Raw genomic sequence first — 23,857 nt, 5'->3', positions numbered from 1 at the left:
CCTAGCCCCAACGCGCTAACTACATATAGACTGTGGAATGGTTCATAGTTTGGTGTTGCAATGGAAATCGGTCAAACAGTCCGCGTCCGTCGTCTTCGGGATCGTGCGCCAGAAAACGTAATCAAACGACTGGGACAGCGGGGCATTATTCAGGGATACAAAATAGTAGATGGTAGCGGTGTGGGAGTAGTTGTCCAGTTTGAGGACAAGTTTGCTACCTGGTTCTTTGAAGACGAACTAGAACCCGTAAACGCTTAAGGAAGACAAATGTCCTTGATTTTGACATTTTTGGGCAAGGGTGGCACCGGTCGCACGACAGTGGCGATCGCTGCTGCCAAACAGCTAGCTAGCCAAGGAAAGCGCGTGCTGCTAGCCGGACAGGGCAGCGACCCCGCGATGAGTGCGATTTTAGGCGCTACCCTTGGCCCCGACCCCCAGGAAATATCGACTAATCTCCAGGGGGTGCAGTTTCATACAGCCCAGCTGCTGGAACGCAGCTGGGAAGAGTTAAAAAAGCTGGAAGCGCAGTATCTCCGCACGCCGATCGTCAAAGAAGTATTCGGTCAAGAGTTAGGCGTATTGCCGGGAATGGATAGTGCCTTGGGGCTAAATGCCATTCGGGAGTACGACGCTGCCGGGAAATACGATGCGATCGTCTACGACGGGACAGGCGACCAAACCACACTGCGGATGCTGGGAATGCCGGAAATTCTGAGTTGGTACATTCGCCGCTTTCGGAATTTGTTTATCAATTCCGATTTGGGGAAAACCATATCGCCGTTTATCCAACCGGTCACCAGCGCTGTCTTAAATGTGAATTGGGGCGAGGATAACTTCGCCCAACCTACCAACCAGGTAAACAACCTGTTAGACCAAGGTAAGGATGCTGTAGCCAATCCCCATCGCATGGCGGCTTATTTGGTGAGTACGGGCGACCCAGTAGCGATCGCCACTGCCAAATACCTTTGGGGTAGTGCCCAGCAAATCGGTCTCACTGTGGGCGGCGTCATTCTCAATCAAGCCACTATGCCAGACACAACGGCAGCCGAGACAGCGCAAAACCTAGAACAGGTTTATCAGACATTCGATCGCGAAGCCGCCGTCACCGACAGCGTAACCAGTGAATTTGCGCCTTTGGCAGTCAGCGTTATGCCTGCCCGCAGCGGCGGCAACTGGCAACCCCTAATGGCGGCGCTGCCAGATTTCCGGCAAGCTTATAGGGCTCCCAAACCCATAGAAATTGACATCCCAGCTCGTCAAGTGCGGCTGTTCTTGCCTGGGTTTGACAAAAAGCAAGTTAAACTCACACAGTACGGCCCGGAAGTGACGATCGAAGCAGGCGACCAGCGCCGCAATATTTTCCTTCCTCCCCAGTTAAGCGGGCAACCGGTTAAGGGAGCGAAATTCCAAAATAGTTATCTAACTATTTCTTTCTAGCCAGAAGCTGGAGGTAATAAGGCTGGCGGATTTCCAAAAGCCGAACCTATTTCTCGTCACGATTTTGGTAGATTTCCTCTTTCATTGAATCCAAAATCTAAAATCCAAAATCTAAAATCCATATGTCTGACCCCACTCCCTCCCAGTTTTCCCCCCATCCCGAAACCAATACTCCAGAATTGGCACAGCCGCTGCCAGTAGAGGCTAATGTTAGCACTACCGATCGCACTGCCAAAACGCGGCAGATGCTAGGTATGAAAGGTGCCGCATCGGGGGAAACTAATATTTGGAAAATCCGCTTGCAACTGATGAAGCCGATTACCTGGATTCCCCTGATTTGGGGAGTAGTCTGCGGTGCGGCTTCCTCCGGTAACTACACTTGGACATTGGAAAACGTGCTGATAGCGGCTGCGTGTATGTTGATGTCTGGGCCATTGCTGGCGGGTTATACCCAAACCATTAACGATTTTTACGACAAGGATATCGACGCCATTAACGAACCCTATCGCCCGATTCCATCAGGTGCAATCTCTATTCCCCAAGTAATTACCCAAGTTTGGGTGCTGTTACTTGCAGGAATTGGATTGGCATACGCCCTCGATCTGTGGGCTGGTCACACCTTTCCCACGATTACTGTTCTGGCGATAGGCGGTTCGTTCCTGTCTTATATTTATTCTGCGCCACCCCTGAAACTGAAAAAAAATGGCTGGCTGGGCAATTACGCTTTGGGTGCCAGTTATATTGCTTTGCCTTGGTGGGCAGGTCATGCTTTGTTTGGCGACCTCAATTCTACAATTGTGATTCTGACTTTGTTTTACAGTTTGGCTGGTTTGGGAATTGCGGTTGTCAACGATTTTAAAAGTGTGGAAGGAGACAGGCAATTAGGTTTGCAGTCCCTGCCGGTGATGTTTGGCGTTACAACGGCGGCTTGGATTTGCGTGCTGGCGATCGATATTTTTCAAGCTGGTATTGCTGCCTATTTGATCGCGATTCACCAGAATTTATACGCCACTATTCTGCTGCTGCTTGTGATTCCGCAAATCACTTTTCAGGATATGTATTTTCTGCGCGACCCCCTGAAAAATGATGTCAAGTATCAAGCAAGCGCCCAGCCTTTCCTAGTTTTGGGGATGCTGGTGGCAGGTTTGGCGTTGGGGCACGCCGGGGTATAACATGAGAAATACTTGTTCAACTTCGATAAGCGAATTGCCGTGTTCCAACTGCTTTATCCGCTGATTCATACCATCCAACCTTTTTTGGTGCCGTTTTGCTTTTTCTTAGCCTGGGCATTGATGTTTCTTTTGGCTGGGAATCTGTGGTCGGCTTTTAACCATAGTGTCACCAGGGCTAAGCGGATGCACCAAATCCCTTGCCCTGGCTGCCAGTTTTTTACTAACGACTATCGTCTTAAGTGTACGGTGCATCCCCATATTGCTAATTCTGAGGATGCGATCGAATGTCCCGATTATTGCCCGAAAACTTATACTTTGTACTGATTTAATCGGGTTCATTTCTAAGAATCTGCACTAATTTCTAACAATACTTTCAAAATACCTCTTTGTTGGGCGCGATCGAATGCGGCGATCGCATTTTCCAATTCATACCGCTCTTGAATCAAGTAATTGACATTTACCTTATTTTGTGATATAATCTCTAACGCTTTTGGGAAAGGGCCGCAACGAGAACCGATCAGAGTAATTTCATCTACCACTAGAGAAGACGCATCGAAAGTGAGATGCCCAGCATAGGTGCTTTTCAAGACCAGAGTACCACGAGGGCGGAGGGCGCGACGAGCGATCGCAAATCCTTCAGGATTACCAGTACATTCAACTGAGAGATCGAAAGTGCGATCGCGAACCATATCGGCAAAGCCAGTTTCGATACCAAGTGCGGCTAAGTAATCCAATTTTTGACGATGACGCCCGACAACTGATAAATCGCAGCCAGTCAGCGCCAATGTCTGCGCTACCAATTGTCCTAACTTACCATCACCTACAACTAGGACGCGATCGTTTGCAGTTATTTTCACCTGCTGCTGAATTTCCAAAGCTGCTGCCACAGGTTCAGTAAAAGTAGCTACATCGGTTGGCACGTTATCCGGTACTGAATGCAGATTTTTTATTGGCAAAGTTAGATATTCTGCAAAAGTGCCATTGCGATTGACAATTCCCAAAACGGTGCGATTTTCGCAGTGAGTCGGGTATCCGTTGCGACAAAACCGACACTCACCGCAAACTGCGTTAATTTCTCCCACTACCCGTTTATTTTGCAGTTCGATCGGCCCCTGTTCCACAATCCCGACAAATTCATGACCTAAAATACCAGTGTAGGGATAATAGCCTCTGAGTAATTCCAAATCGGTGTTGCAGATACCAGCACGCACTACCCGCACGAGTGCTTCCCCCGGTGGTGGCGTGGGAATGGGGACATCGGTACGGAGTTGGAGTTGGTTGTTTTCTAGCCAGAGGGCTTTCATGGTAGGTAAGAGATAGAACAGATGGTGAATTGTTTTTATTTTATATCCGTGTCATGCGTGCCTTTCCTCAATCTTCCCCCAACGTCAGCAAACCTGCTTTTCGATCTACGACTAACCGCCAATTTTCCAGCCAAGGTAAACCGATTAAAAACTCAGGAATTTCTCTCCCACCTAAAACGGGAATAGTAAATTCTTGACCATCAAATAAAACGCTTCCCACGTAGAGATTAAATAGAGCATTTCCCCGTGCAATTCGCATCTCTAGTTGGCGTATAAATGTCCAGCCCAAACTTTCTGCATCTTGGATATCCATTGCCAACCAGTCAGTAAACCCCGTATCTAGCAAAGCATTAACTGTCACGACAGAACCATCATCCCCTATCAACTCAATTTCAAAAAATAGCTCACCTTTTTCACCAAAATATCCTTGAATCATATCCTGCCACAAGCCCCTGTCTCATTCAAACGCATTTCCATAATTTTCGCATTTGGGTGTTTCTGACGAGCTTTTTGGAAAGCTACTTCTGGATCGGGCGCAACAAAATAGTCTCCACTTTTTGGTTCGATCATAACAGCCCAGTTGTAATGATTCTTAACCAATTCCGGGTAAACTCGCCTAAAAATCTCGCGACAGCGTTGGGCAAATGCTTCATCTTCCGCTTTGCGTTTGGCTAGTTCGGCGTCGGAAAGACGAGGGCGATCGGGAAAAATGCGGCTACCACGCGGTACTCGTATATGAGTTTTTTCGGTCATCGGTACTATCCTCTTAAAAACGCAGTCAACTTGATTTTATCAAGAAGAGGTTGATGAACGAGCGAGCGCCTAAAAATTTAAACTTAAAGTCGCCCTAATGCTATTTACGGGCGACTTGCAAAAGTACATATTTCAACCAATTCACCCGATGCCTTCTTTACTCTATGCCATAAGTATCTAAAGCATCATTAAGTAATTTGTTAATTTCTTCTGCTGCTTCTCGAATACAACGAAGATATTGGCGTTTTTTTTCTTCAGGTGTTTCATGACCGTATGTTTCAAGCAATTCTGTAGATAGCAAAATGGCAGTCAAAGGAGTACGCAAATCGTGAGCAACTGTGGCAAAAAATTTGCTTTTTACTGCACTAATTTCTTCTTGTGTCATTTGAGTTAATAGGTAGTCATTTTCAATTTTGGTCTTTATTACTATGAGCTATGCTTGTAATTCGCACAGTGATTGTAAATAGCTTCCAAAGATGACGAGAGCGGTCAGGTAAGTTGATGCCACACCCAGTAGAAACGTGCCCGAATCCCGGTAACTGCGTGATGTCAGTCACCAGACTTATGTAGGCTCTCCTGCAATTAGGGCGATCGCTCCAATGGCTGCTGGGCCAAAACCAGAGGGGATCTGGGTTATGGCTTGACACTCAGCCCTGGCTATGCCAAGACAGTGCAAAATATTGCTATGAGAAAATGCCAATTTATTAGCCTGTGCGCTTTGTCGCTAGGCATCATCCTGTTCTGCACTCAGCTGGTTAACGCTCAAAGAGTGTTTCCTCCCCGCCAGCTGCCTACTTATACTTCGCAAACTGTGTTGTCGCAACTAGCACAGGCTAATGTTGTGTATCTGGGAGAAACGCACGACAACCCAGAAGATCATTTAATTCAACTACAGATTATTGAGGAACTGCATCGTCAGAACCCTAACATTGCGATCGCAATGGAAATGTTCCAGCGACCATTTCAGTTCGAGCTGGATCGCTACATCGGTAACGAATTGACAGAAGTGCGACTCCGAGAAAGAACGGACTACGAAAATCGTTGGGGCTTCCCGTGGGAATACTACGCTCCTATTCTGCGGTTTGCTAAAGCCAATCGGCTACCCGTATTAGCTTTGAATACACCGACTGAAATCACGCGCAAGGTTGCCCGTGGAGGCTTGGAAAGCTTGTCGCGGGCAGAACAGCAATATATTCCGCCTCTCTCAGAAATTCGCACGGATAACGCCCCCTATCGCTTGTTAATGTTGCAAATTTACGAACAAATGCACCAAGGTAGCGGTAGCAGCAGAAGCTTTGAGCGATTTTTTCAAGCGCAGGTGCTGTGGGATGAAACGATGGCGGAAGTAATTGCCCAATTTTTGCAGGCTAACCCAGATTTTCAGGTAGTAGTTTTAGTCGGTCAGGGTCACGTAGTCTACGGATATGGAATTCCCAGTCGGGTCGCTAGACGCCTGGGTAGCGCGAACTTAGTTCAACGTGTAGTGCTGCTAAATCCTCCCGACACCTCTCAATTCAAAGCAGACAAGTCGATCGCTGACTTTATTTGGAGAACTACGTTAGATTAATTGCAGATTTAAGATTTTAGATTGCAAATTTTAAATTTGAAATCTGAAATTTGCAATCTGAAATAATCATCGCTTTTCGCCAAGATATTCCACCAACGGTTTAAATACCGGCACGAGTTCGGCTCTACTAGATACTAAAGTTGGATAAGAGCGATCGCCATAGTTTTCCCCTTCTTGGAGGGGAAACACCGACCCTTCTGTCAGCGGCACCAAAACACCGCCTGCTGCCTGAACAATAGCCCAAACTGCCGCTAAATCCCACACTTTAGGTGTAGACTCTACACCTCCCAACGCCGCACCAGTAGCAACAGACAGGAAATTGTAGGTAGTCACTCCCAACATTCTAATTTTGCAGGGAACGGGTTTTTGCAAAACAGCCGTACTCCTGGCACAAACGTTGAAAAACTGATTTTGGCTGGGTGAGTCGCTACTGGTGTGAATGGGGCGCTTATTCATAAACGCACCATTTTCAGCATCACTAGAAGATGCGCCATGCCAGTATCCGTGAAAAGATTGATTGATGTTGGGAAAATGTACGTAGCCAAATATAGGCGTTCCTTGATATAGCAATCCCAAAGAAATTCCCCAAATCGGAATTCCGCGAGTAAAGTTAGTCGTGCCGTCAATGGGATCGATTACCCAGCACCATTCCGCACCGGAAAAAACGTGTTCTCCTTCTTCGCTTAAAATATCGTGACTGGGAAAAGTATCCAATATCCCGTTACGAATTTCCTCATCCGCCCACTTATCGGCTGATGTTACCAAACTGCCATCTGACTTGAGCGTCGGCTGCAATCGACCGAAATCTTCCAACAGTTTGGTGCCGATTCTGGCAGTAGTTGTCTCGGCAAAATTTAAAACTGTATCCCAAAAATTAGTCATATCTTTAGTTTGTTTAGGTCGGTACAAGTTTCTGTAAATTCTCAAAGTGATTATTTTGCGAACTCTGCTAAAACCCGGTTGAATCTTTCAGTTTCATCGTAGTTAAGAGCGTGTCCGCTATTCTCAAAAATAATTTGTTCTCCTTTATTGAGTTTTTGGCAATGAACACATTGGATTGAGAGGGAAAAATCTTACTTTGTTTGCCAGCTATGACCAATAAAGGAATATCGATTTTGGCAATAAAATCTCCGAAATCCGACTGAGCTTGGTCTTGCCACAAAGTAAGGGCTCGATCTGGAGGACATTGTTTTGCATCTTCTATGAAAAGGGCGATTTCTTCCGGTAGCAGCGTGTTCATCAAATCTTTGGCCATAATGCCAAAAAAGCTATCTGCGTTGTTCATCTTCGTAGTAAAGTTTGATGCGATCGCTCGTTTCTATGTACGGCATTTAAAATGACTGCCTTTGTTGATTTTACAGCAATGGCGGTAACGAATACCAATAGATTGTCTCAATCTAGCTCATTTTGCAAGACAGTTGCGATCGCTTCCCGTGCGTTGGTGCGGAATTCGGTCACATTCACTTTCCCCAAATACCAAACAGCCAACAGCATTGCCAATCCTTGCACCACAAACACCAGTCCGTAAGATAGCACTAAAGAAGGAAATACTTTTTTACTCACATCTAAAACCGCACCTCCAGCAATTGTCGCCACCCCTCTTGCCAAAGCTTGTGCCAATCCCCAAGCGCCAATAAACGTGCCTGCGGTTTCTGCTGCTGTCAGGTCTAACATTAAACTCAGAGCTCCTGTTGTTGCTACTCCGGAAACCAAACCGAAACATAAAAGCGCCGTTTGCAGGAGTTTTGGATTCTGAGTAAATCCCGACAAAATCACCCAAATTAGGGACACAACTACCAACAAGCACCCAAGTTTGGTAGTATTGCGTTTACCTAGACGTGGAGCCAGAAAGAAACCAGTTCCAAGTAGACCGAATAATGTGCCAGTTCCCCAGAAAGCGTTTAGGGTCGCCGTTTCCCCGACTTGCATTTTAAAGACATCACCGCCATAAGTTTCCAAGATGGCGTCTTGCATGAATAAGCCAAGCGTCATCATTACCAGAAAGGTAAAAAATACCTGAGTTTGCCGACTGGCTGTTAAGATCCGCCAAGCTCTACCCAAAGTAATTTTCGCTTCTTTGTTGACTAATGTCGATCGCATGGCATAGCGGCTATATTTTTTCTCAATGCCCCAGGTTCCCAGCAAAGCCAAACCAAATACGATCGCAGGTACAATCAGAAACAGGCGATTAATTGCTGCCTGTAACTCCTCTATCGGCGCATTTATAGTTAATTTTCTCAGCAATACCCCAATAATAATTGCGCCGACAATCGTTCCCCCGATCAACATTGACCAGTCAATTCCCACCAGTTGAGAGCGATTATCTTCGTCGGAAACGTCCACTAGCAGGGTGGCAAACGGCGTCGAACAAGCGCTGACTGCCAAACCGTAAAGGGCAAACAAAAAGGCTAGCAAGGCAGTCCAGGTATAGGTTTGATTCGTCCAGCCTTCCGCTTTCAAACTAGCGCCCACCTGCCACATCACTTGCACGGCGATAAATGCTACGATCGCCAGACTGGCTGCACCGATCCAGACATATCCTGTGCGATGATATCCCCACAAAGGCTTGGTGTCTGACAGCTGCCCGAACCAAACTCGCGCTGGCGCTACAAATAAAGTCAAGGCTAAAATGACTGTGGCAAGGGTTGCGGGTACTCCCAATTCTCTGATCAGAACGCGATTGAGTACGCCAAACGTAAGAACTGACATCATACCCAGTCCGGTTTGGCATAAACCCAGTCTTAACATCGCAGGTAGATTGAGTCTGGGCAATTTTTGGGGATTGTCTTCTATTTTGATATCTGATAAATCACCGCTAGACATAGTTTTTCAAACAGACGATCGCTACAAAACTAACTTTTATCTAAAAATGTTGCCTTGTGGAACAGCTTAAAAATATTGCCGCCCCACGAGTCGGATACGGTTACTCTTTTAAAGATAAGCTGTCAGCGACCCAGGTTGAGCCTTTTGTCGTAACGCTACACTCAATATATGTGAAGAAGTGTAAAGTAAAATGGCAACAGAAGTACAGACTATTACACTAGGCCGAAATGGCCCCAGCGTTACTCCCTTGTGTATTGGCACTTGGGCTTGGGGTGATAAACTGTTTTGGAATTATGGCAAAAATTACGGAGAGGCGCAGCTTTGGGAAGCTTTTCAAGCTTCTCTCGACGCTGGCGTTAACTTCTTTGACACAGCAGAAGTATACGGGATGGGGCTGTCAGAGGAGTTATTAGGTAAGTTCATGCAGCAAAGTGGCCAAAAAGTCGAAATAGCGACTAAATACGGCCCCTTACCTTGGCGATTTACCAAAGAGTCGGTTTCAGACGCGGTAACGGCAAGTTTGAAACGGCTACAAGTCGATCGCGTTACACTTTACCAAGTACATTGGCCTTTTGCCTTCTTCATGAGCCAAGATACCTTGATGAACGCCTTGGCAGATGAAGTGCAGCGTGGCAGAATCACAGCAGTGGGCGTCAGCAACTATTCAGCCGAACAAATGCGCGAAGCTCACCAAATCCTAGCATCGAGAGGTGTGCCTTTGGCCACGAATCAGGTGCGTTATTCGCTGCTATCGCGACAAGTTGAAAGTAAAGGTATCGTTGCTACCGCCAAACAGTTAGGCGTAACCATCCTCGCTTACAGTCCTTTAGCACAAGGTTTGCTAACTGGCAAGTACACATCCGAAAATTACAAAGAACCGACAGACGCCCGCAAATTCGATTCTCGCTTCAGTCGCAGCGGTTTGGCAAAAATCGCACCTGCGATCTCTCTACTGCGGGAGTTTGGCGAAAAGTACGATCGCACACCCGCCCAAGTTGCGCTCAATTGGTTAATTGCACAAGGCGATGTGATTCCCATTCCGGGTGCTAAAACAGCGGCACAAGCGAGACAGAATGCAGGTGCTTTGGGTTGGCGGCTGAGCGATGATGAAATTGCACAGCTCGAAAACGCCAGTCGTCCCTGGTTAGCATAAATTTACGTAGGGTGCGTTAGCTGTCTTCGTAACGCACCTTCTCAAATAACTAGGTAAATTTATGAACATCTTCTCTAAATGGGGATTCACCCGTGAAGGTTGGCGCAATAACAGTCGAGGCGAATACTGGGTTTTACTTCAAGCCGCTTTAATCGTAGGCTTTATTCTTTTGCCAATTTACCGCCCAACTTGGTTAAATCTTGCTTATTCTCAATCGTTGTATTTTAGTTGGGCGATCGCTGCTTTATTGGCAATATCAGCATTAGTACTATTTGTCAAGGGATTGCTAGATTTAGGACAGCAGCTAACACCATTGCCTTATCCAATCGAAGAAGGGCAATTAGTACAAACTGGTGTCTACAGTCTGGTGCGACATCCCGTTTATAGCGGCGTGATTGCGATCGCACTCAGTTGGACAATATTTCAATTCAGTTTATCTCATTTAATCGCAACAGTTATTATCTTTGCTTTTTTCGATGCCAAAGCTAATCGCGAAGAAACTTGGTTAAGTGAAAAATATCCCGATTATTCAGATTACAGCCAACAAGTCAAAAAACTGATTCCTTGGTTGTATTAAAAAGAGGCAAACTCGCCTTTGGTTCGTTGGAAAGAAGCTTGGAGGATAAGTTCTGGAGCCCTAAATTCGTAATTTAGCCAAAAAATGAAAAATTGTTCTCTGGCGGAACCAGAGAACAAGGGCAAAAGGGAAGATTATCTTTACTTTTGCCTTTTTAGCTCTTACCTTTTAGTTCCCTAGTTCGACTTTCGATGATTCAGCAGTGCGAGAACGGCGGATCAGTCTGGGTTTGGCACTTGCGGAAACGCCTTCTTCGCTACTGTATTCTTCCGAAGTCTTAGACCGCTTGTTCAACCTGGGTTTGGGAGTGCCAAACTCCATTTCTTCCTCGGCGTAATTTTCGGAACGCATCCAAGCCGGACGAGTTTGATCGTAAGCCATTTGCAGGGCGGCAGCTGCGATCGCGTGGGCGTCGTACTCTTCGCCGAGTTGGGCGACCAAAGGCAGGAAGGAAGCCATGCGTTCTCCGGTCAAAGCTTCGCGCACTTGCGCTTGCAGTTTTTCCAGCTGACGCGCTTCAATTTGCGATCGGGTAGGAATCGATCGTACTACCAGGCTTTGACGCACGTGACGCTCAATTAAGCGCAGTTTGCGCCGATCCAAAGGTTCGATCAAAGAAATTGCGGTTCCTTCCCGTCCGGCGCGTCCGGTACGTCCGATGCGGTGGACGTAGCTTTCGACGCTATCCGGCAGGTCATAGTTGATCACGTGGGTGAGATGGTCTACATCCAATCCCCGCGCCGCTATATCCGTAGCAACTACCAAACGTACTTGCTTATTGCGGAAGCGCAGCAATAACCGTTCCCGCGCTTGTTGATTCAAGTCGCCGTGATATTCATCTACGCTGTGACCGGCTGCTTGCAATTGGTTGGTCAGTTCGGCGGCTGCACGGCGAGTCCGCACGAATATCAGAGCTGTTTCCGGGTCTTCCAGTTCCAAAATCGGCTGTAAGGCACGAGCTTTCGTCCAACCGCGAGGCACCATGTAAGCGACTTGATTGATTTGCTTGGGTGCGGCTTTTGGTTGTTCTACAGTAACTGTAACGGGCGATCGCAAGAACTTAGCTACCAATTCCCGAATTGCTGGTGGCATTGTCGCGGAGAAAAATGCCGTCTGCCGTTCTGATGGTACTTGTTTGAGGATTTTTTCTACATCGTCGATAAAGCCCATGCTCAGCATTTCATCGGCTTCATCTAATACCAACCAGCTAACTTGACCGAGTTTGAGGTCGCCTCTTTCCAACAAATCCAGCACCCGTCCCGGCGTTCCGACAACGATGTGAACGCCTTGTTGCAAGCGGCGAATTTGTCGATCGATCGATTGACCGCCGTATACTGGCAGAATCCACAATTTGCGATCTACTTTGAAGTCGCGAATTGCTTCCGAAACTTGCATTGCTAACTCGCGAGTCGGGGTCAGAATCAGAGCTTGTACTGCATTCCGCTCGATATCGATTCTTTCCAAAATTGGCAGAGAAAATGCTGCCGTTTTACCTGTTCCAGTCTGCGATTGACCTACTACATCCCTACCTGCAAGCAATTGGGGAATTGCTTGCGATTGGATTGTAGTCGGAGTTGTAATTCCTAATTTTTCTAGATGTTCAACCCGTGTTTCTGAAAGACCTAAGTTTTTGAAAGTTAAAGTCATTGAGTGAGTCTGTGTTACTTGTACGTTGATATTTGCTAATTGCTAATTGGCGAAGAGGTAATTGGTGAAAAGGCGATGGTATTCGCATTTTCCATTTCCCATTCCCCATTAGCTAACTGTTTGACCGTAGAGGTCATAGACATCTGCGTCTTGGATAGCCACTGGGACAATCGTGCCCAAGTGTGCATGACCTTTGACGTAGACCAATCCATCCACTTCTGGTGAAAACCTACCCGAACGTCCTACTAATTCCCCTGTCTCTGGGTTTTCCTGTTCGATTAGGACATCGACTACCTTCCCTACTTCGGCTTTATTTTTCTTCAGGGAGATAGCTTGCTGGACTTGCATCAAAATGTTGCGACGCTCGTCCATCACAGATTGGGGTAATTGATTCGGCAAACTGTATGCAGGGGTTTCCTCCTCTGGAGAAAACGTAAACACTCCTACATGGTCAAACTCGTGGCGCTGGACGAACTGCACCAAATGCTCGAATTGTTCGTCTGTTTCTCCTGGGTAACCCACGATAAATGTGGTACGTAGGGTTCCCTCTGGCAAAGCCTCTTTTATTGTATCAATTATTTTATCGTTTACGCGACCTTGCCACGGACGGTTCATTGCCCGGAGTATTTCCGGATGGGAGTGCTGCAATGGCAGATCCAGGTATGGCAGAATGTTAGGCGTTTCTTGCATTGCCTGGATTACGGTGGGTGTCAGGCCCGTAGGATAGGCATAGTGCATCCTAATCCAAGGAATATCGACTTTACCGAGAGCCCGCAGCAGTTCGGCTAGCTTCGGTTCACCGTATATATCTATACCATAGTTTGTGGTGATTTGGGAAATTAAAATAATTTCCTTTACACCTTCTACGGCTAGGTTTTCCGCTTCTTTAACTATGGATTCGATCGAGCGCGATCGCTGCTTGCCCCGCAGATGGGGAATGATGCAAAAAGCACAACGGTAATCGCAGCCTTCCGATACGCGCAGGTAAGCTACTGCTTCTGGAGTAGTGCGGTAGCGAGGCGTCGTTTCGTCTGCGATGTAAGTCGGTTGTGCAGAAATCTGCTTAACTCGCTGACCGACTTCTACCTGTTTAATTACATCTACTATTTTGTGATAATCACCGGTTCCTACTACAGCCACTGCTTCCGGCAGCTCATCCAGTAATTTATCCTGGAAGTGTTGCGCCATGCAGCCAGTTATAACTATTTTCTTATTAGCTTCTGCTAGTTCTACCAGGGTACGCACAGATTCTTCTCGTGCTGCCTGGATAAAGCTGCAAGTGTTAACAATGACGTAATCGGCTAATTCTTCGTTGGTATCTACCTGGTATCCTGCTTCCACTAGCAGTCCCAGCATATGTTCCGTGTCTATGCGGTTTTTTTCACAACCCAGATGTGAGATGGCAATTGTTGGCTTTCGGCCTACTGTTTGAAATGGCATTAGCGAATTGAGAAGGGTCTGTCAGGTCGTTATCGGTCGCTCTGTGCTAGCATTACAGTTTCTAGTCACTGCATTGCTTTGCGTTCGTGCGACCTTCAACGGCGCGATAGATTGCTTCCTTCAACACGCTACTGCAATGAACAAGCCAAGCAAGCGTATAGGCGTCGCGTACCTCAATGGTGAGCTTACGCCTTAGAGCAATCGCACCGTGTCAGTAATATGAATCATAACGCAAAATTAACAATCTCAACATATCTCAACAAAATTTTTTTTTCTAGGGGGTCGGGGTTAGGGGTTAGGGGTTAGGGGTTAGGGGCTAGGGGAGGAGGGAGAGGGAAGAGCGAAGAGGGAAGAGCGAAAACATTTATTCCCCCACTCCCCCGCTCCCCCACTCTCCCACTCCCCCACTCCCCCACTCCTTCAGTGCAATTGTGATGCCAGAGGGAAAGATATATTCCAGGAGGGCTTGGAGTGGGAAGGACATCAACCCTGTTAAGATCGGTAAAAGGAATCTACTTAGAGCGCAGGTTCCTTGAGTCGCCCTCCTGCACCGAATTTCTGCCATTTTGATTTGGTAGATAAATTTGAGTAAATAGTTGACGAAAGTACTCGAATGTGGTGAAAAGGGTAGACTGACTTTGCCGGTGAGTCGGAATAGTAAATCAGGTGGACTTAAAACAGATTTTCAAAACGCTGCATCCTATTATTGGAGTCGTTCATTTATTGCCGCTACCCACATCGGCCCGCTGGGGGGGTAGCCTAAAAGCTGCGATCGATCGCGCCGAGCAAGAGGCAACGGCCTTAGCTTCTGGAGGCGTAGATGGCATTATGGTAGAGAACTTTTTCGATGCGCCGTTTACAAACGGCCAGGTAGACCCAGCGGTGGTGAGTGCCATGACGCTGATCGTCGATCGACTGATGAATTTGATAACGGTGCCGATCGGAATCAACGTTTTACGTAACGACGCTCGCAGTAGTATGGCGATCGCATCTTGTGTGAGAGCTCAGTTTATCCGGGTCAACGTCCTGACCGGGGTGATGGCCACCGACCAAGGATTGATTGAAGGACAGGCACATCAACTGCTGCGGTATCGGCGTGAGTTAGGCAGCGATATCAAAATATTGGCAGATGTATTGGTAAAGCACGCACGGCCTCTCGGTTCTCCCAATCTTACGGTAGCGGTGCAAGATACGATCGAGCGGGGTTTAGCCGATGCGGTAATTTTGTCAGGTTGGGCCACAGGCAGCCCTCCCAGTTTAGAAGATCTGGAACTGGCAAGAGCGGCAGCAAACGGAACGCCGGTGTTTATCGGTAGCGGAGCCAATTGGGAAAATATTTCTACCCTGATGCAGGCAGCTGATGGCGCGATCGTTTCCAGTTCGCTGAAGCGACACGGACGCCGGGACCAGCCGATCGATCCGATTCGCGTCAGCCAATTTGTGGAAGCAGCGCGAAGGAGTATATCGCTTAAATCTCAGCCGCAGCCTTCCACCTCGGTTAAACTGCATTCACAGAAATAACTCGCATCGGCTGGCTTGGGGCAGCATGAGTCAAAATGGAATTGCGATCCTTGGCAAAGTAACAGCCAGATGTAGATGAGATAGCAAAAGTTGATAATTTTATGACTCGCCGACGTTCAACCCCTTGGATTCATCGCTGGTCTCGTATCCTGATTGCAGCGATCGCCGTTTTAGGTATCTTAGACACAACCTATTTAACTTTGGTTGAGTGGGGAGTAGTTAAAGAAGCTTTGTGCCCCACATCTGGTGCGATTAACTGCGAAGCTGTCCTGCGGAGCGAGTATGCCAAAGTTTTTGGCATTCCCCTATCTGTGTTTGGGTTCCTAGCCTACGCTGGGATGGGCGCTCTGGCAATAGCCCCCCTGCCGCTCAATCCGCAAGAACAGAAAGGTCTGCGCTCTCAGGTAGAAAAATGGACATGGCTGGGGCTATTTGCGGGTGGAACCGCTATGCTGTTTTTTAGCGGCTATCTCTTTTATTTAATGGCTTTTGAGATCAAGGCTTTTTGTCTGTACTGTCTGGCCTCAACGATATTCTCAATTGCTCTATTTGTAATTATCCTCTTAGGCCACACTTGGGAAGACTTAGGCCAACTGTTTTTTATCGGCATTGTGGTGGGGATGATAGCACTAATTGGTACGCTAGGCGTTTATGCCAGCGCCAAGGCACCTGCTGGAAGTGGGGACGTTACCGCCGATGGTGGCGGACAAGTTGGTTTTCCAATTAAAAACACTTCTGGCCCAGCAGAAATCGCTTTAGCGCGTTATCTCAAAGAAGCAGGCGCAAAAGAGTACGGAGCTTACTGGTGTCCTCACTGCCACGAGCAAAAAGAATTGTTTGGTAAGGAAGCTGCTGCTGAATTAGATTATGTTGAGTGCGACCCCAAAGGCAAAAACCCTCGGCCACAGCTGTGCCAATCTGCCGGTATTAAAGGTTATCCAACTTGGGAAATTAACGGTCAATTCTATGAAGGCGTACAAGATTTGAATAAACTTGCCGACCTAACCGGCTATAAAGGGCCTCGTAACTTCAAAAACTTGCTTCCGGGGCGCTAAACAGACAAAAGCAGAAGTTTTTCTGGGTTTTGAGACTCCTACGGCTTAGCTGTAGGAGTTATTTTTTAGGCTACGGTTAATCCCATATTACGTATCATACGTAACCGAACAGTATTCAGGTGTATCCAGCTTTTCGTTATTTATAGTGGGAAAGCGAGTTGATCTGACACTATACCTGTAAGTTACCGCCAAAATTTCACGTACCTAAATTAAGTCAGTTGCTTCATCGCAACTTAACAACTTCAGTAAAAAACACCACTCAATATAAAGATTCAGTAAAGGCACTTATAAGCGATAGCCATATTTTCTGGGTGTTAGTTATTATTACCGAAGATTTACTTACTCAAGCTGGCTACTACTTACGTAACTTACCAAAGAATACTTAGTAGCAAACTGGCCTAGATGACAAAATGTTTACGCCTAACATCACAAAAGTAACAATTCCAGTCGAGATCTTTCTTCAGTAGAACTATGAAACGCCCGGTTATTGCTATTGGATTGGACGCAGCAGACCCAGTGACGATCGAATACTGGATGTCTCAGGGGCATCTCAAAAATCTGCGTCGCTTGCGGGAACAGGGAGCATATACCCATTTAGACACCTTCGATTACTACAGGGCAGAAACTCCCTGGACAACTTTTCTCACCGGTTGTTCGCCGGAAAAAACAGGGTATTGGGCACCGGTGAAACTTCGCGAAGGCAGCTATGATGTCGAAGAAGTTAACGCCTACGATTTTGGGGAGTTCCCACCATTCTATGCCTTGGGGGAAAAGTACCGGGTAGCGGTCTTCGATATGCCTCAATCTACCCTTGCTCAGGAAGCCAACGGTATACAGGTTTTAGCTTGGGGAGCGCACTCTCCTCTAACTCCCAGCCATTCTCAACCGCCGGAACTCTTAGGCGAGCTGATTGGCAAGTACGGCGAACATCCTACGCTCAACAAAGATAATGCCAACACGCTGGATGTGGAAGCTCTCATCCGTCTCAAGAAAGATATGGAAGTCGGTATTAAAAGGCGTGCGGAGATTTGTCAGGATCTACTGCAACGGGAGGACTGGGATTTATTTTTGACTATTTTTGGGGAAACTCATTCGGCGGGACATTATCTGTGGCATTTGAGTCCGACGACGGATCATCCTCTCTATGAATCTGTGGGATCTCAGTACAAAGGTGATGCTCTGCTGGAAATATTTGAAGCTATAGATAATGCGATCGGCGATATTGTCAGCAAGGCACCAGAAAACGCTAATGTGGTAGTTTTTGCCGCTCACGGTATGGGTGCCAATGTGATGGATCTGCCCAGCATGGTATTTTTGCCGGAACTGATGTATCGTTACAGTTTTCCAGGAAAATTTGGGCTGGCGCGAGGTAAAGCGGGAACAAATCCGGGAGCGCCAATTATGAGCAAACGTGCCAAGAAGTGCTGGCTGAGAACGCTTTGGAATTTAAAAGACGACTCGCCTTGGAAAATGTTTTTGAGAGCGAATCTGCCTCTGAAAGTATTTAACCGCTTGGAGTCGTTTTTGGGTCTTCGCCAACAACCGGATTTAGTTTCGCCTTTCGAGTTGCTCGAGCAGTCGGAACCGCAATATTTTCAACCGGCGCTTTGGTACAAACCTTTCTGGTCGCAAATGAAAGCTTTCGCGCTACCCAGCTATTCGGAAGGGTATATCCGCATCAATTTACAAGGACGCGAACCGAATGGAATAGTAGCACCATCTGAATATAATGCTGTTTGCGATGAAATTTGCGAGGTACTTTACCGTCTCAAAGATGGTCGCAGCGGTCAGCCGATGGTGCAAAAAATTATGCGGACTCGCCAAAGTGCGACCGACTGCGACCCCAAACTTCCTGATGCTGACTTGGTGGTAATCTGGCAAGATGACTTCACAACCGATGTGGTAGATAGCCTTGATTTCGGACGCATTGGGCCGGTGCCTTTTCATCGTACTGGCAGTCATCGCGCTAGGGGATTTTTGCTAGCTCATGGGCCTGATATTGCTGCTGGTGACGAGCTGCCGATCGGTCACGCTCTAGATTTGGCTCCCACTATTTTAGATTTGATGGGTGCCAGTATTCCTCAACATTTTGAGGGCAAGCCGATGCTGCAAAGAGCGGTTGCTGCATTGTTAGTATAAATTTGGCTGGAGTAGTGTAGCTCGAACTTTTTTAATCTTGCTCTGCCTGTAATTTGGATAGGAGTTCGCGATCGCATCCGCTAAAACACAATCAAAAGTTTGCTTGCGATCGCATCATCATTCTTTAGACCGATGTAAGCTTAGTGCAAATATCATATAAAATATCTGCCTAAGCCTAGTTGTAAATCGAGGCTCACAATTTAGTGATGACACAGTTACTCACTATTCCTCAATCCTCTTCCAAGTCAGCGGTGCAACCTACTTGGCCGTTTTACTTAGCAGTGGGTATAGCTATTAATGCTGCCATTTGGGGCTTAGCATTAGTTTATTTAAAAGTTAAATCGCCAAGCTATACGAGTGATTTTGCAATCAGTTTGCCTGTCGCAAACTCGTCTACTAATGTTAACGTACCGGGTATTGGGCAAGCATCTGCTTCTAGCGAATCTCCGTATCTAATCTCTTCTCAAGATCCTAGAGAAAACTATAAATTTCTGCTCACAAGTAGAGAGGTGATGAAGGCGGCATCGCAAGAGCTAAATATGTCAGGGTCTGAGTTTGGTCAACCGCGAGTAACAACAATAGCAAATACCACGATTATGAAGATCGAGCTGTCTGGGGAAAATCCCGCACAAGCTCAACAAAAAACCTCTGCTCTCCTGAAAGCACTGCAAACGAAGATTATAGAGCTAAGAAATAAACAGGTCGATCAGCAGGATGAACTCTTAAAGAAGACGCTCCTGTTATCGGAAAATAAGCTGAAAGCAGCACAGCAAAGGCTTTCAGAATACAAAGCTAATTCAATTTTAAATTCTGCCGATCAAATTAAAGAGTTAACAAATACGATCGAACAGCTACGCAAACAGAGATCCGAGGCGATCGCTCAACAGCAACAAGCTAATGCGCGTGCTGTTCAGCTAGCTGCCAATTTAAATTTGTCTGCAAAGCAAGCGGGAGACGCTTTTTCTCTCCAGACAGACCCGGTAATTTTAAAGTCGCTGCAAGATTACAGCGCGTCTAATGCAGCTTTAATCAGTTTGAACGCCAAATTTTTGCCTAATCATCCAGCCGTAATTGACGAAATGGCGAAGCGCGATGCGGCACAAGCAGCGCTGCTGAATCGGGCCAGTACTCTTTTAGGGCGATCGGTTAGTCTGGGAGAGCTAAACCAACTCAACCTAAATAATACGCAATCTGCCTCGGCAAAGACGGCTCTCTCCCAAGACTTAGTGACAGCGCAAGCAGAACAAGAAGGTTTCCAGGCACAAGCGCAGGCATTAGACCGACAGATCGTTCTCTTAGAAAATAGACTCAAAACACTAGCCCAAAAAGAGTCTGCGTTGGCAAGTCTGGAACGAGATGTGCGAACTGCCGAAGCCGTATTTTCTTCTACCCTCGCCCGATTAGATCTCGGTAAATCCACTGTTTCTGCGGCTTATCCTCAAATTCAAGTTTTCTCCGAGCCCAGTTTACCGCAGGTGGCGGCGAGCCCGAAGAAGATATTTGTTTTGGCTGGTGCGGCTTTAGGTTCGGTTTTTTGCACGAACGGAATGGTATTGCTTTGGCTGCGGCAACGTCAGAAGCGATCGGCCAAACGAGTTGACTCTATACCCTCGGAAACTACTTACATACCGACGACTGTACCGGAGGTTTTGGAGCTTGCCAGTAACGGTAATAGCAGTAATGGCAAGAGGGGCTAGAAAAAGTCAAAAGTCAAAATTTTCCCTATTCCCAGCCCCTCAGCCCTCTCCCCCTCCCTGCATTTGTATGAAAATTTTGACGCAAACTTAGCAATTAAATCACAAACTAGGGACTTTTTTAAAGAATAGGTAAAGAACACCCTTAAGTGATTGCAGTATTTCCACGTATTGACTAACATCGGTTCTTAGTTACGCAATTCCCCAGACACAGTGTACTGAGGGGAAATCGTCAAGGGAGCATCAAAAGCTTATAGGCAAGATTGTTCCTAAAATTTATTGATTTATCGACTTCAGGAAATTTATAAACACATAGATTGAAGTAGGAGTAGATTGTGAAAAACAACGTCATTGCTATTGGATTAGATTCAGCCGAGCCTACTTTGTTGGAAGAATGGATGGCGCAGGGGCATCTGAAAAACCTTCGCAAGCTGATAGAGCAAGGAACTTACGGACGCCTGAAAAACATGGATTATTACAAAGGCGAATCCGCTTGGACAAACTTTTTAACAGGTTGTCTTCCGTTCAAAACAGGTTATTGGTCTAAATTCGAGTTTAATCCAAAAACCTATCAAACAAAAACTTTGGGCGCACATGGAGCCTACGATTATCGAGAAATTTCCCCATTTTATGCGCTGGGAGATAAGTATCGGGTAGCAGTATTCGATGTACCTCAGACGACAATTTCCGATCGAGTAAATGGCTTACAAGCTTTAGCTTGGGGCGCTCACGCTCCCATGATCGATCGCGGTTCTCAACCGGAAGGGCTACTTGAGGAACTGATCGGGAAATACGGAGACCATCCAGCCGATACATTCCATCATAACGATCGCTCTGATTGGTACAACCCAGCATCGGTAGCCAAACTAAAGCGAGAAATGGAACTCGGACTCCAGCGTCGCACAGCGATTACGAAAGACTTGCTGAGTCGGGAACCTTGGAATTTGTTCTTGACTGTGATTGGCGAAACTCACACCTTCCAGCACTACTTCTGGCACCTCAGCCAAAAAGATCACCCGCTTTACAAGTACACCGCCACTCCGGACAAAGATCCCCTGCTCGAATACTTTGAAGCTGTAGACGAGTCTCTGGGAGAAATCTTAGCGGAAGCTCCAGAAGATGCCCACATCATGGTCTTTTCCGCTCACGGTCAGGGTACGAACTCCGCAGATTTACTGAGCATGGTCGTGCTACCGGAATTCCTGTATCGGTTTAGCTTCCCCGGCAAATCCTTGCTGAAGTCGCAAGAAATGGGAATGACGCCGCCTGCGCCGCTGACACCAAAAAATATCAAAGAAAGCTGGTACAAACAGCTGCACGCTTTCAAGAACGACCCAGACCGGGTAGCCCGATTCTTACGCTTTGTAGAACCAGCACTTCCCGGTCGCTTTAAGCCATATCTGAGCAAACTTTACCAGAAAATAGCCAAAGTGACTGGTTCTCCTCAAACCGAGTTGTTTAGCTGGCATCCCTCCAAGTGGTATCAACCATACTGGCCGCAGATGAAAGCATTTTATATCCCCGGTTTCTCTGATGGCTATATCCGCCTCAACGTACAAGGAAGGGAATCTCAAGGTGTTGTTTCTGCTTCTGAATACAAGGCTGTCTGCGATGAGTTGATCGAACAATTGCATCAACTCAAAGATGCTAGAAACGGCAAGCCAATTGTTAAGGGTGTTGTGCGTACTCGCGAAAATCCCTACGATGACAACCCCAAATTACCAAATGCAGACTTAGTTGTCATGTGGGAAGATTGGGCTGTAGATGTGGTAGATAGTCCCAAATTCGGTCGCATCGGCCCTATTCCTTTTAATCGCACTGGCGCTCATCGTGCGAGAGGATTTGTAACGGTGAAGGGCCCTGGAATTGCAGCTGGTTCTACTTTGAAAGAAGGACACGCAGTAGATTTAGCTCCCACTATTTTGGAATTGCTGGATGCACCGATTCCAGAATATATGGATGGTAAACCTTTACTGTCGGTAAAAGTTTTTGCTTGATGTGAGTCAACTCAACTCACAACAACGGGGCTTGTTGAGCAAAATATAAATCGCAAGCCCTTTCTTTAAAAAAGATTGTCAGTAAAGTTGAATTGCAAAAATCTTAGATTTATGAAAACCATTCAAGCAGTTGCTCGCTATTTCCCGGAAAGTTGTGGCGGAATTCACATCCACCTGAGTGAAATTATGCCCGTGCTGCAAGCTATGGGAGTAGAGAGCAAGGTGGCGGCATCTGGCGATGAACCTAAAGAAGACTTTTACACTTATAAGGGAGTAGAAGTTTATCGCTATCCAGTATTTCCTACGCCAAAACCAGAACCAAATCACGGTGCATCTTTTCACGGCGGTTTTGAGCATTTCGCTCGTTGGTTGAAGGAACAAAAAGCAGATATTTACCACCAACACCAATGGACTCCTAAGTGCGGTTTGCCTCATCTGCGTTTGGCTAAAGAATTAGGGATGGGAACTGCGGTATCGGTAAGATTGCCTCAGCCAATTTGCCAACGCCAAACATTAATGCTGAATGGGGAAGAAGCGTGCGACGGCAAAATCGATCCGGTGCGGTGCGGTTATTGTTGCGGTGTTTCCCAAAATCTGCCAGCTTCAGTTGTGAAAAGTTTGAGCTATTTACCTGTGGGTGTAAGTCAAGCAGCAGCAGGGGTGATGCGCCGTTTGGAGAAAGCGCCGGGGTCGATCGAAAAAACTGCTAATGCTTTGCTTAAGCCGATTGCGATTCCTGGTTTTGCGGCGGCGCGTTTGCAGGGTTTGCAAGAGATGGCGAAATATGCCGATCGCATTGTGGTAATGTCAGAATGGGTTGGCGAAGCTTTGACGATTAATGGCATACCTAGAGAAAAGCTTTTCTTGTTGAGACACGGCATTGCGGAATCTTTTGCCGATGCTTACAAACAAACAGTTTTACAGCCTAAAAAACCTGGAGAACCTTTAAAAGTTGGTTTCTTAGGTCGCTGGGATCGGACTAAGGGAATTCATATCATCGTAGAAGCAGTCAAATCCCTGCCATCTGATGTGCCGATCGAATTAATTATTCACGGCGTTGCCAGCAATGATGAGTATCGAAAACAAGTTTTATCTCGCATTGGTGACGATCCGCGCATTCGGGTAGCCAAACAATTAAAAAGGGAAGAATTAGGTGCGGCGCTGTCAGGTTTTGATGTGCTAACTGTCCCGTCGCAATGGTTGGAAACAGGGCCTGTGGTGGTATTGGAAGGTCATGCTTATCGCGTTCCTGTAGTGGGTTCCAAACTGGGGGGAATTGCGGAAAAAGTGAAGCATGGCGTTGATGGATTGTTAGTGCCAGCCAGCGATGTCAAAGCGTGGGCTGATGCTTTTGCTCAGTTAGCTTTAAATCCCGATTTGCTGTATAAACTTCGTCAAGGGATTCAACCTGTGCGAACTATTAGTATGGAAGCAGTAGATTCTTTAACGCTTTATCAAAGTATTTTGGCAGAGCGGTCTGAATTGGCGGCTTATAATGTGGGTGCAAGTTTGCAGTTACAGCCGCTATAGCAGGGATATTTAAGGTGGTTTTTGAGCGTCGATATCAGTCAAAGGTGC

At 46.8% G+C, this 23,857-nt stretch carries 22 protein-coding genes; 13 read left to right on the top strand and 9 right to left on the bottom strand.

All coding sequences use genetic code 11. The annotated features are described in order from the left end of the window. Positions 1 to 60: 60 nt before the first annotated feature. The 4 genes from petP to H6G03_RS22085 all read left to right on the top strand — a co-directional run bounded on the left by petP (position 61) and on the right by H6G03_RS22085 (position 2,933). Positions 61 to 258 carry a cytochrome b6f subunit PetP gene (gene petP / locus H6G03_RS22100; RefSeq protein WP_190468519.1) on the top strand — a complete coding sequence of 66 codons (198 nt, stop codon included), beginning with the start codon at positions 61 to 63 and terminating at the stop codon, positions 256 to 258. 9 nt (positions 259 to 267) lie between these two features. Next, positions 268 to 1,437 (top strand): Get3/ArsA fold putative tail anchor-mediating ATPase NosAFP, encoded by a 1,170-nt coding sequence (locus H6G03_RS22095; RefSeq protein ID WP_190468516.1) that lies wholly within the window; start codon positions 268 to 270, stop codon positions 1,435 to 1,437. A gap of 122 nt (positions 1,438 to 1,559) precedes the next feature. Continuing rightward, positions 1,560 to 2,609 (top strand): chlorophyll synthase ChlG, encoded by a 1,050-nt coding sequence (gene chlG / locus H6G03_RS22090; RefSeq protein WP_190468513.1) that lies wholly within the window; start codon positions 1,560 to 1,562, stop codon positions 2,607 to 2,609. 39 nt (positions 2,610 to 2,648) lie between these two features. Continuing rightward, the gene (locus tag H6G03_RS22085) at positions 2,649 to 2,933 is read left to right on the top strand and encodes a hypothetical protein (protein ID WP_190468538.1); all 285 of its coding nucleotides are present in this window, start codon (positions 2,649 to 2,651) and stop codon (positions 2,931 to 2,933) included. A 17-nt stretch (positions 2,934 to 2,950) separates the two neighbouring features. Here the strand turns inward: H6G03_RS22085 and H6G03_RS22080 are convergent, their stop codons facing one another. From H6G03_RS22080 to H6G03_RS22065, 4 genes are all read right to left on the bottom strand, one after another. After that, positions 2,951 to 3,913, bottom strand: a complete 963-nt coding sequence (locus tag H6G03_RS22080; protein ID WP_190468509.1) for an MDR/zinc-dependent alcohol dehydrogenase-like family protein — start codon at positions 3,911 to 3,913, stop codon at positions 2,951 to 2,953. Between the two features lie 67 nt (positions 3,914 to 3,980). Continuing rightward, positions 3,981 to 4,349 carry an aspartyl protease gene (locus tag H6G03_RS22075; RefSeq protein ID WP_190468506.1) on the bottom strand — a complete coding sequence of 123 codons (369 nt, stop codon included), beginning with the start codon at positions 4,347 to 4,349 and terminating at the stop codon, positions 3,981 to 3,983. After that, positions 4,346 to 4,666, bottom strand: a complete 321-nt coding sequence (locus H6G03_RS22070) for a hypothetical protein (RefSeq protein ID WP_190468503.1) — start codon at positions 4,664 to 4,666, stop codon at positions 4,346 to 4,348. Before H6G03_RS22070 ends, H6G03_RS22075 begins: the two co-directional genes overlap by 4 nt. A 157-nt stretch (positions 4,667 to 4,823) precedes the next feature. Beyond that, complete coding sequence (locus tag H6G03_RS22065; RefSeq protein ID WP_190468501.1) at positions 4,824 to 5,051, bottom strand: sensor histidine kinase; 228 nt, start codon at positions 5,049 to 5,051, stop codon at positions 4,824 to 4,826. 300 nt (positions 5,052 to 5,351) lie between these two features. On the opposite strand from H6G03_RS22065, the gene H6G03_RS22060 reads away from it, so the two are divergent. Continuing rightward, on the top strand, positions 5,352 to 6,233 hold the full coding sequence (locus H6G03_RS22060; protein ID WP_190468532.1) for a ChaN family lipoprotein: 882 nt from the start codon (positions 5,352 to 5,354) through the stop codon (positions 6,231 to 6,233). Between the two features lie 66 nt (positions 6,234 to 6,299). Here the strand turns inward: H6G03_RS22060 and H6G03_RS22055 are convergent, their stop codons facing one another. The 3 genes from H6G03_RS22055 to H6G03_RS22045 form a co-directional block, all read right to left on the bottom strand. After that, positions 6,300 to 7,115, bottom strand: coding sequence for an inositol monophosphatase family protein (locus H6G03_RS22055; protein ID WP_190468496.1), 816 nt, complete (start codon positions 7,113 to 7,115; stop codon positions 6,300 to 6,302). A 67-nt stretch (positions 7,116 to 7,182) separates the two neighbouring features. Further along, entirely contained in the window at positions 7,183 to 7,518 is a 336-nt protein-coding gene (locus tag H6G03_RS22050; RefSeq protein WP_190468494.1) for an alpha/beta hydrolase family protein, read from the bottom strand. A gap of 107 nt (positions 7,519 to 7,625) precedes the next feature. Next, positions 7,626 to 9,056, bottom strand: coding sequence for a BCD family MFS transporter (locus tag H6G03_RS22045; protein ID WP_190468491.1), 1,431 nt, complete (start codon positions 9,054 to 9,056; stop codon positions 7,626 to 7,628). A 190-nt stretch (positions 9,057 to 9,246) separates the two neighbouring features. On the opposite strand from H6G03_RS22045, the gene H6G03_RS22040 reads away from it, so the two are divergent. After that, the gene (locus tag H6G03_RS22040) at positions 9,247 to 10,209 is read left to right on the top strand and encodes an aldo/keto reductase (protein ID WP_190468486.1); all 963 of its coding nucleotides are present in this window, start codon (positions 9,247 to 9,249) and stop codon (positions 10,207 to 10,209) included. Between the two features lie 61 nt (positions 10,210 to 10,270). Next, a complete protein-coding gene (locus H6G03_RS22035) occupies positions 10,271 to 10,786 on the top strand; it encodes a methyltransferase family protein (protein WP_190468483.1) in 516 nt (171 codons plus the stop codon). A gap of 168 nt (positions 10,787 to 10,954) precedes the next feature. Here H6G03_RS22035 and H6G03_RS22030 read toward each other — a convergent pair whose 3' ends face one another. Beyond that, positions 10,955 to 12,433, bottom strand: a complete 1,479-nt coding sequence (locus H6G03_RS22030; RefSeq protein WP_190468480.1) for a DEAD/DEAH box helicase — start codon at positions 12,431 to 12,433, stop codon at positions 10,955 to 10,957. Between the two features lie 108 nt (positions 12,434 to 12,541). Then, positions 12,542 to 13,873, bottom strand: a complete 1,332-nt coding sequence (rimO, locus tag H6G03_RS22025; RefSeq protein ID WP_190468478.1) for a 30S ribosomal protein S12 methylthiotransferase RimO — start codon at positions 13,871 to 13,873, stop codon at positions 12,542 to 12,544. Between the two features lie 666 nt (positions 13,874 to 14,539). On the opposite strand from rimO, the gene btpA reads away from it, so the two are divergent. The 6 genes from btpA to H6G03_RS21995 all read left to right on the top strand — a co-directional run bounded on the left by btpA (position 14,540) and on the right by H6G03_RS21995 (position 23,809). Further along, complete coding sequence (gene btpA / locus H6G03_RS22020; protein ID WP_190468475.1) at positions 14,540 to 15,394, top strand: photosystem I biogenesis protein BtpA; 855 nt, start codon at positions 14,540 to 14,542, stop codon at positions 15,392 to 15,394. A 101-nt stretch (positions 15,395 to 15,495) separates the two neighbouring features. Next, the gene (locus tag H6G03_RS22015; protein ID WP_190468473.1) at positions 15,496 to 16,449 is read left to right on the top strand and encodes a vitamin K epoxide reductase family protein; all 954 of its coding nucleotides are present in this window, start codon (positions 15,496 to 15,498) and stop codon (positions 16,447 to 16,449) included. A 471-nt stretch (positions 16,450 to 16,920) separates the two neighbouring features. Continuing rightward, positions 16,921 to 18,588: an alkaline phosphatase family protein gene (locus tag H6G03_RS22010; RefSeq protein ID WP_190468470.1), complete on the top strand. Its 1,668-nt coding sequence runs from the start codon at positions 16,921 to 16,923 to the stop codon at positions 18,586 to 18,588. A gap of 206 nt (positions 18,589 to 18,794) precedes the next feature. After that, positions 18,795 to 20,285 (top strand): GumC family protein, encoded by a 1,491-nt coding sequence (locus H6G03_RS22005; protein WP_190468467.1) that lies wholly within the window; start codon positions 18,795 to 18,797, stop codon positions 20,283 to 20,285. A gap of 332 nt (positions 20,286 to 20,617) precedes the next feature. Next, a complete protein-coding gene (locus H6G03_RS22000; protein WP_190468464.1) occupies positions 20,618 to 22,279 on the top strand; it encodes an alkaline phosphatase family protein in 1,662 nt (553 codons plus the stop codon). 111 nt (positions 22,280 to 22,390) lie between these two features. Continuing rightward, entirely contained in the window at positions 22,391 to 23,809 is a 1,419-nt protein-coding gene (locus H6G03_RS21995) for a glycosyltransferase (RefSeq protein ID WP_190468460.1), read from the top strand. The last annotated feature ends 48 nt before the right edge of the window (positions 23,810 to 23,857 follow it).

This window comes from Aerosakkonema funiforme FACHB-1375, assembly GCF_014696265.1.
Taxonomy (GTDB): domain Bacteria; phylum Cyanobacteriota; class Cyanobacteriia; order Cyanobacteriales; family Aerosakkonemataceae; genus Aerosakkonema; species Aerosakkonema funiforme_A.
The sequence above is the reverse complement of the archived record's forward strand: the minus strand, read 5'-3'. Positions and strand labels throughout refer to the sequence as shown.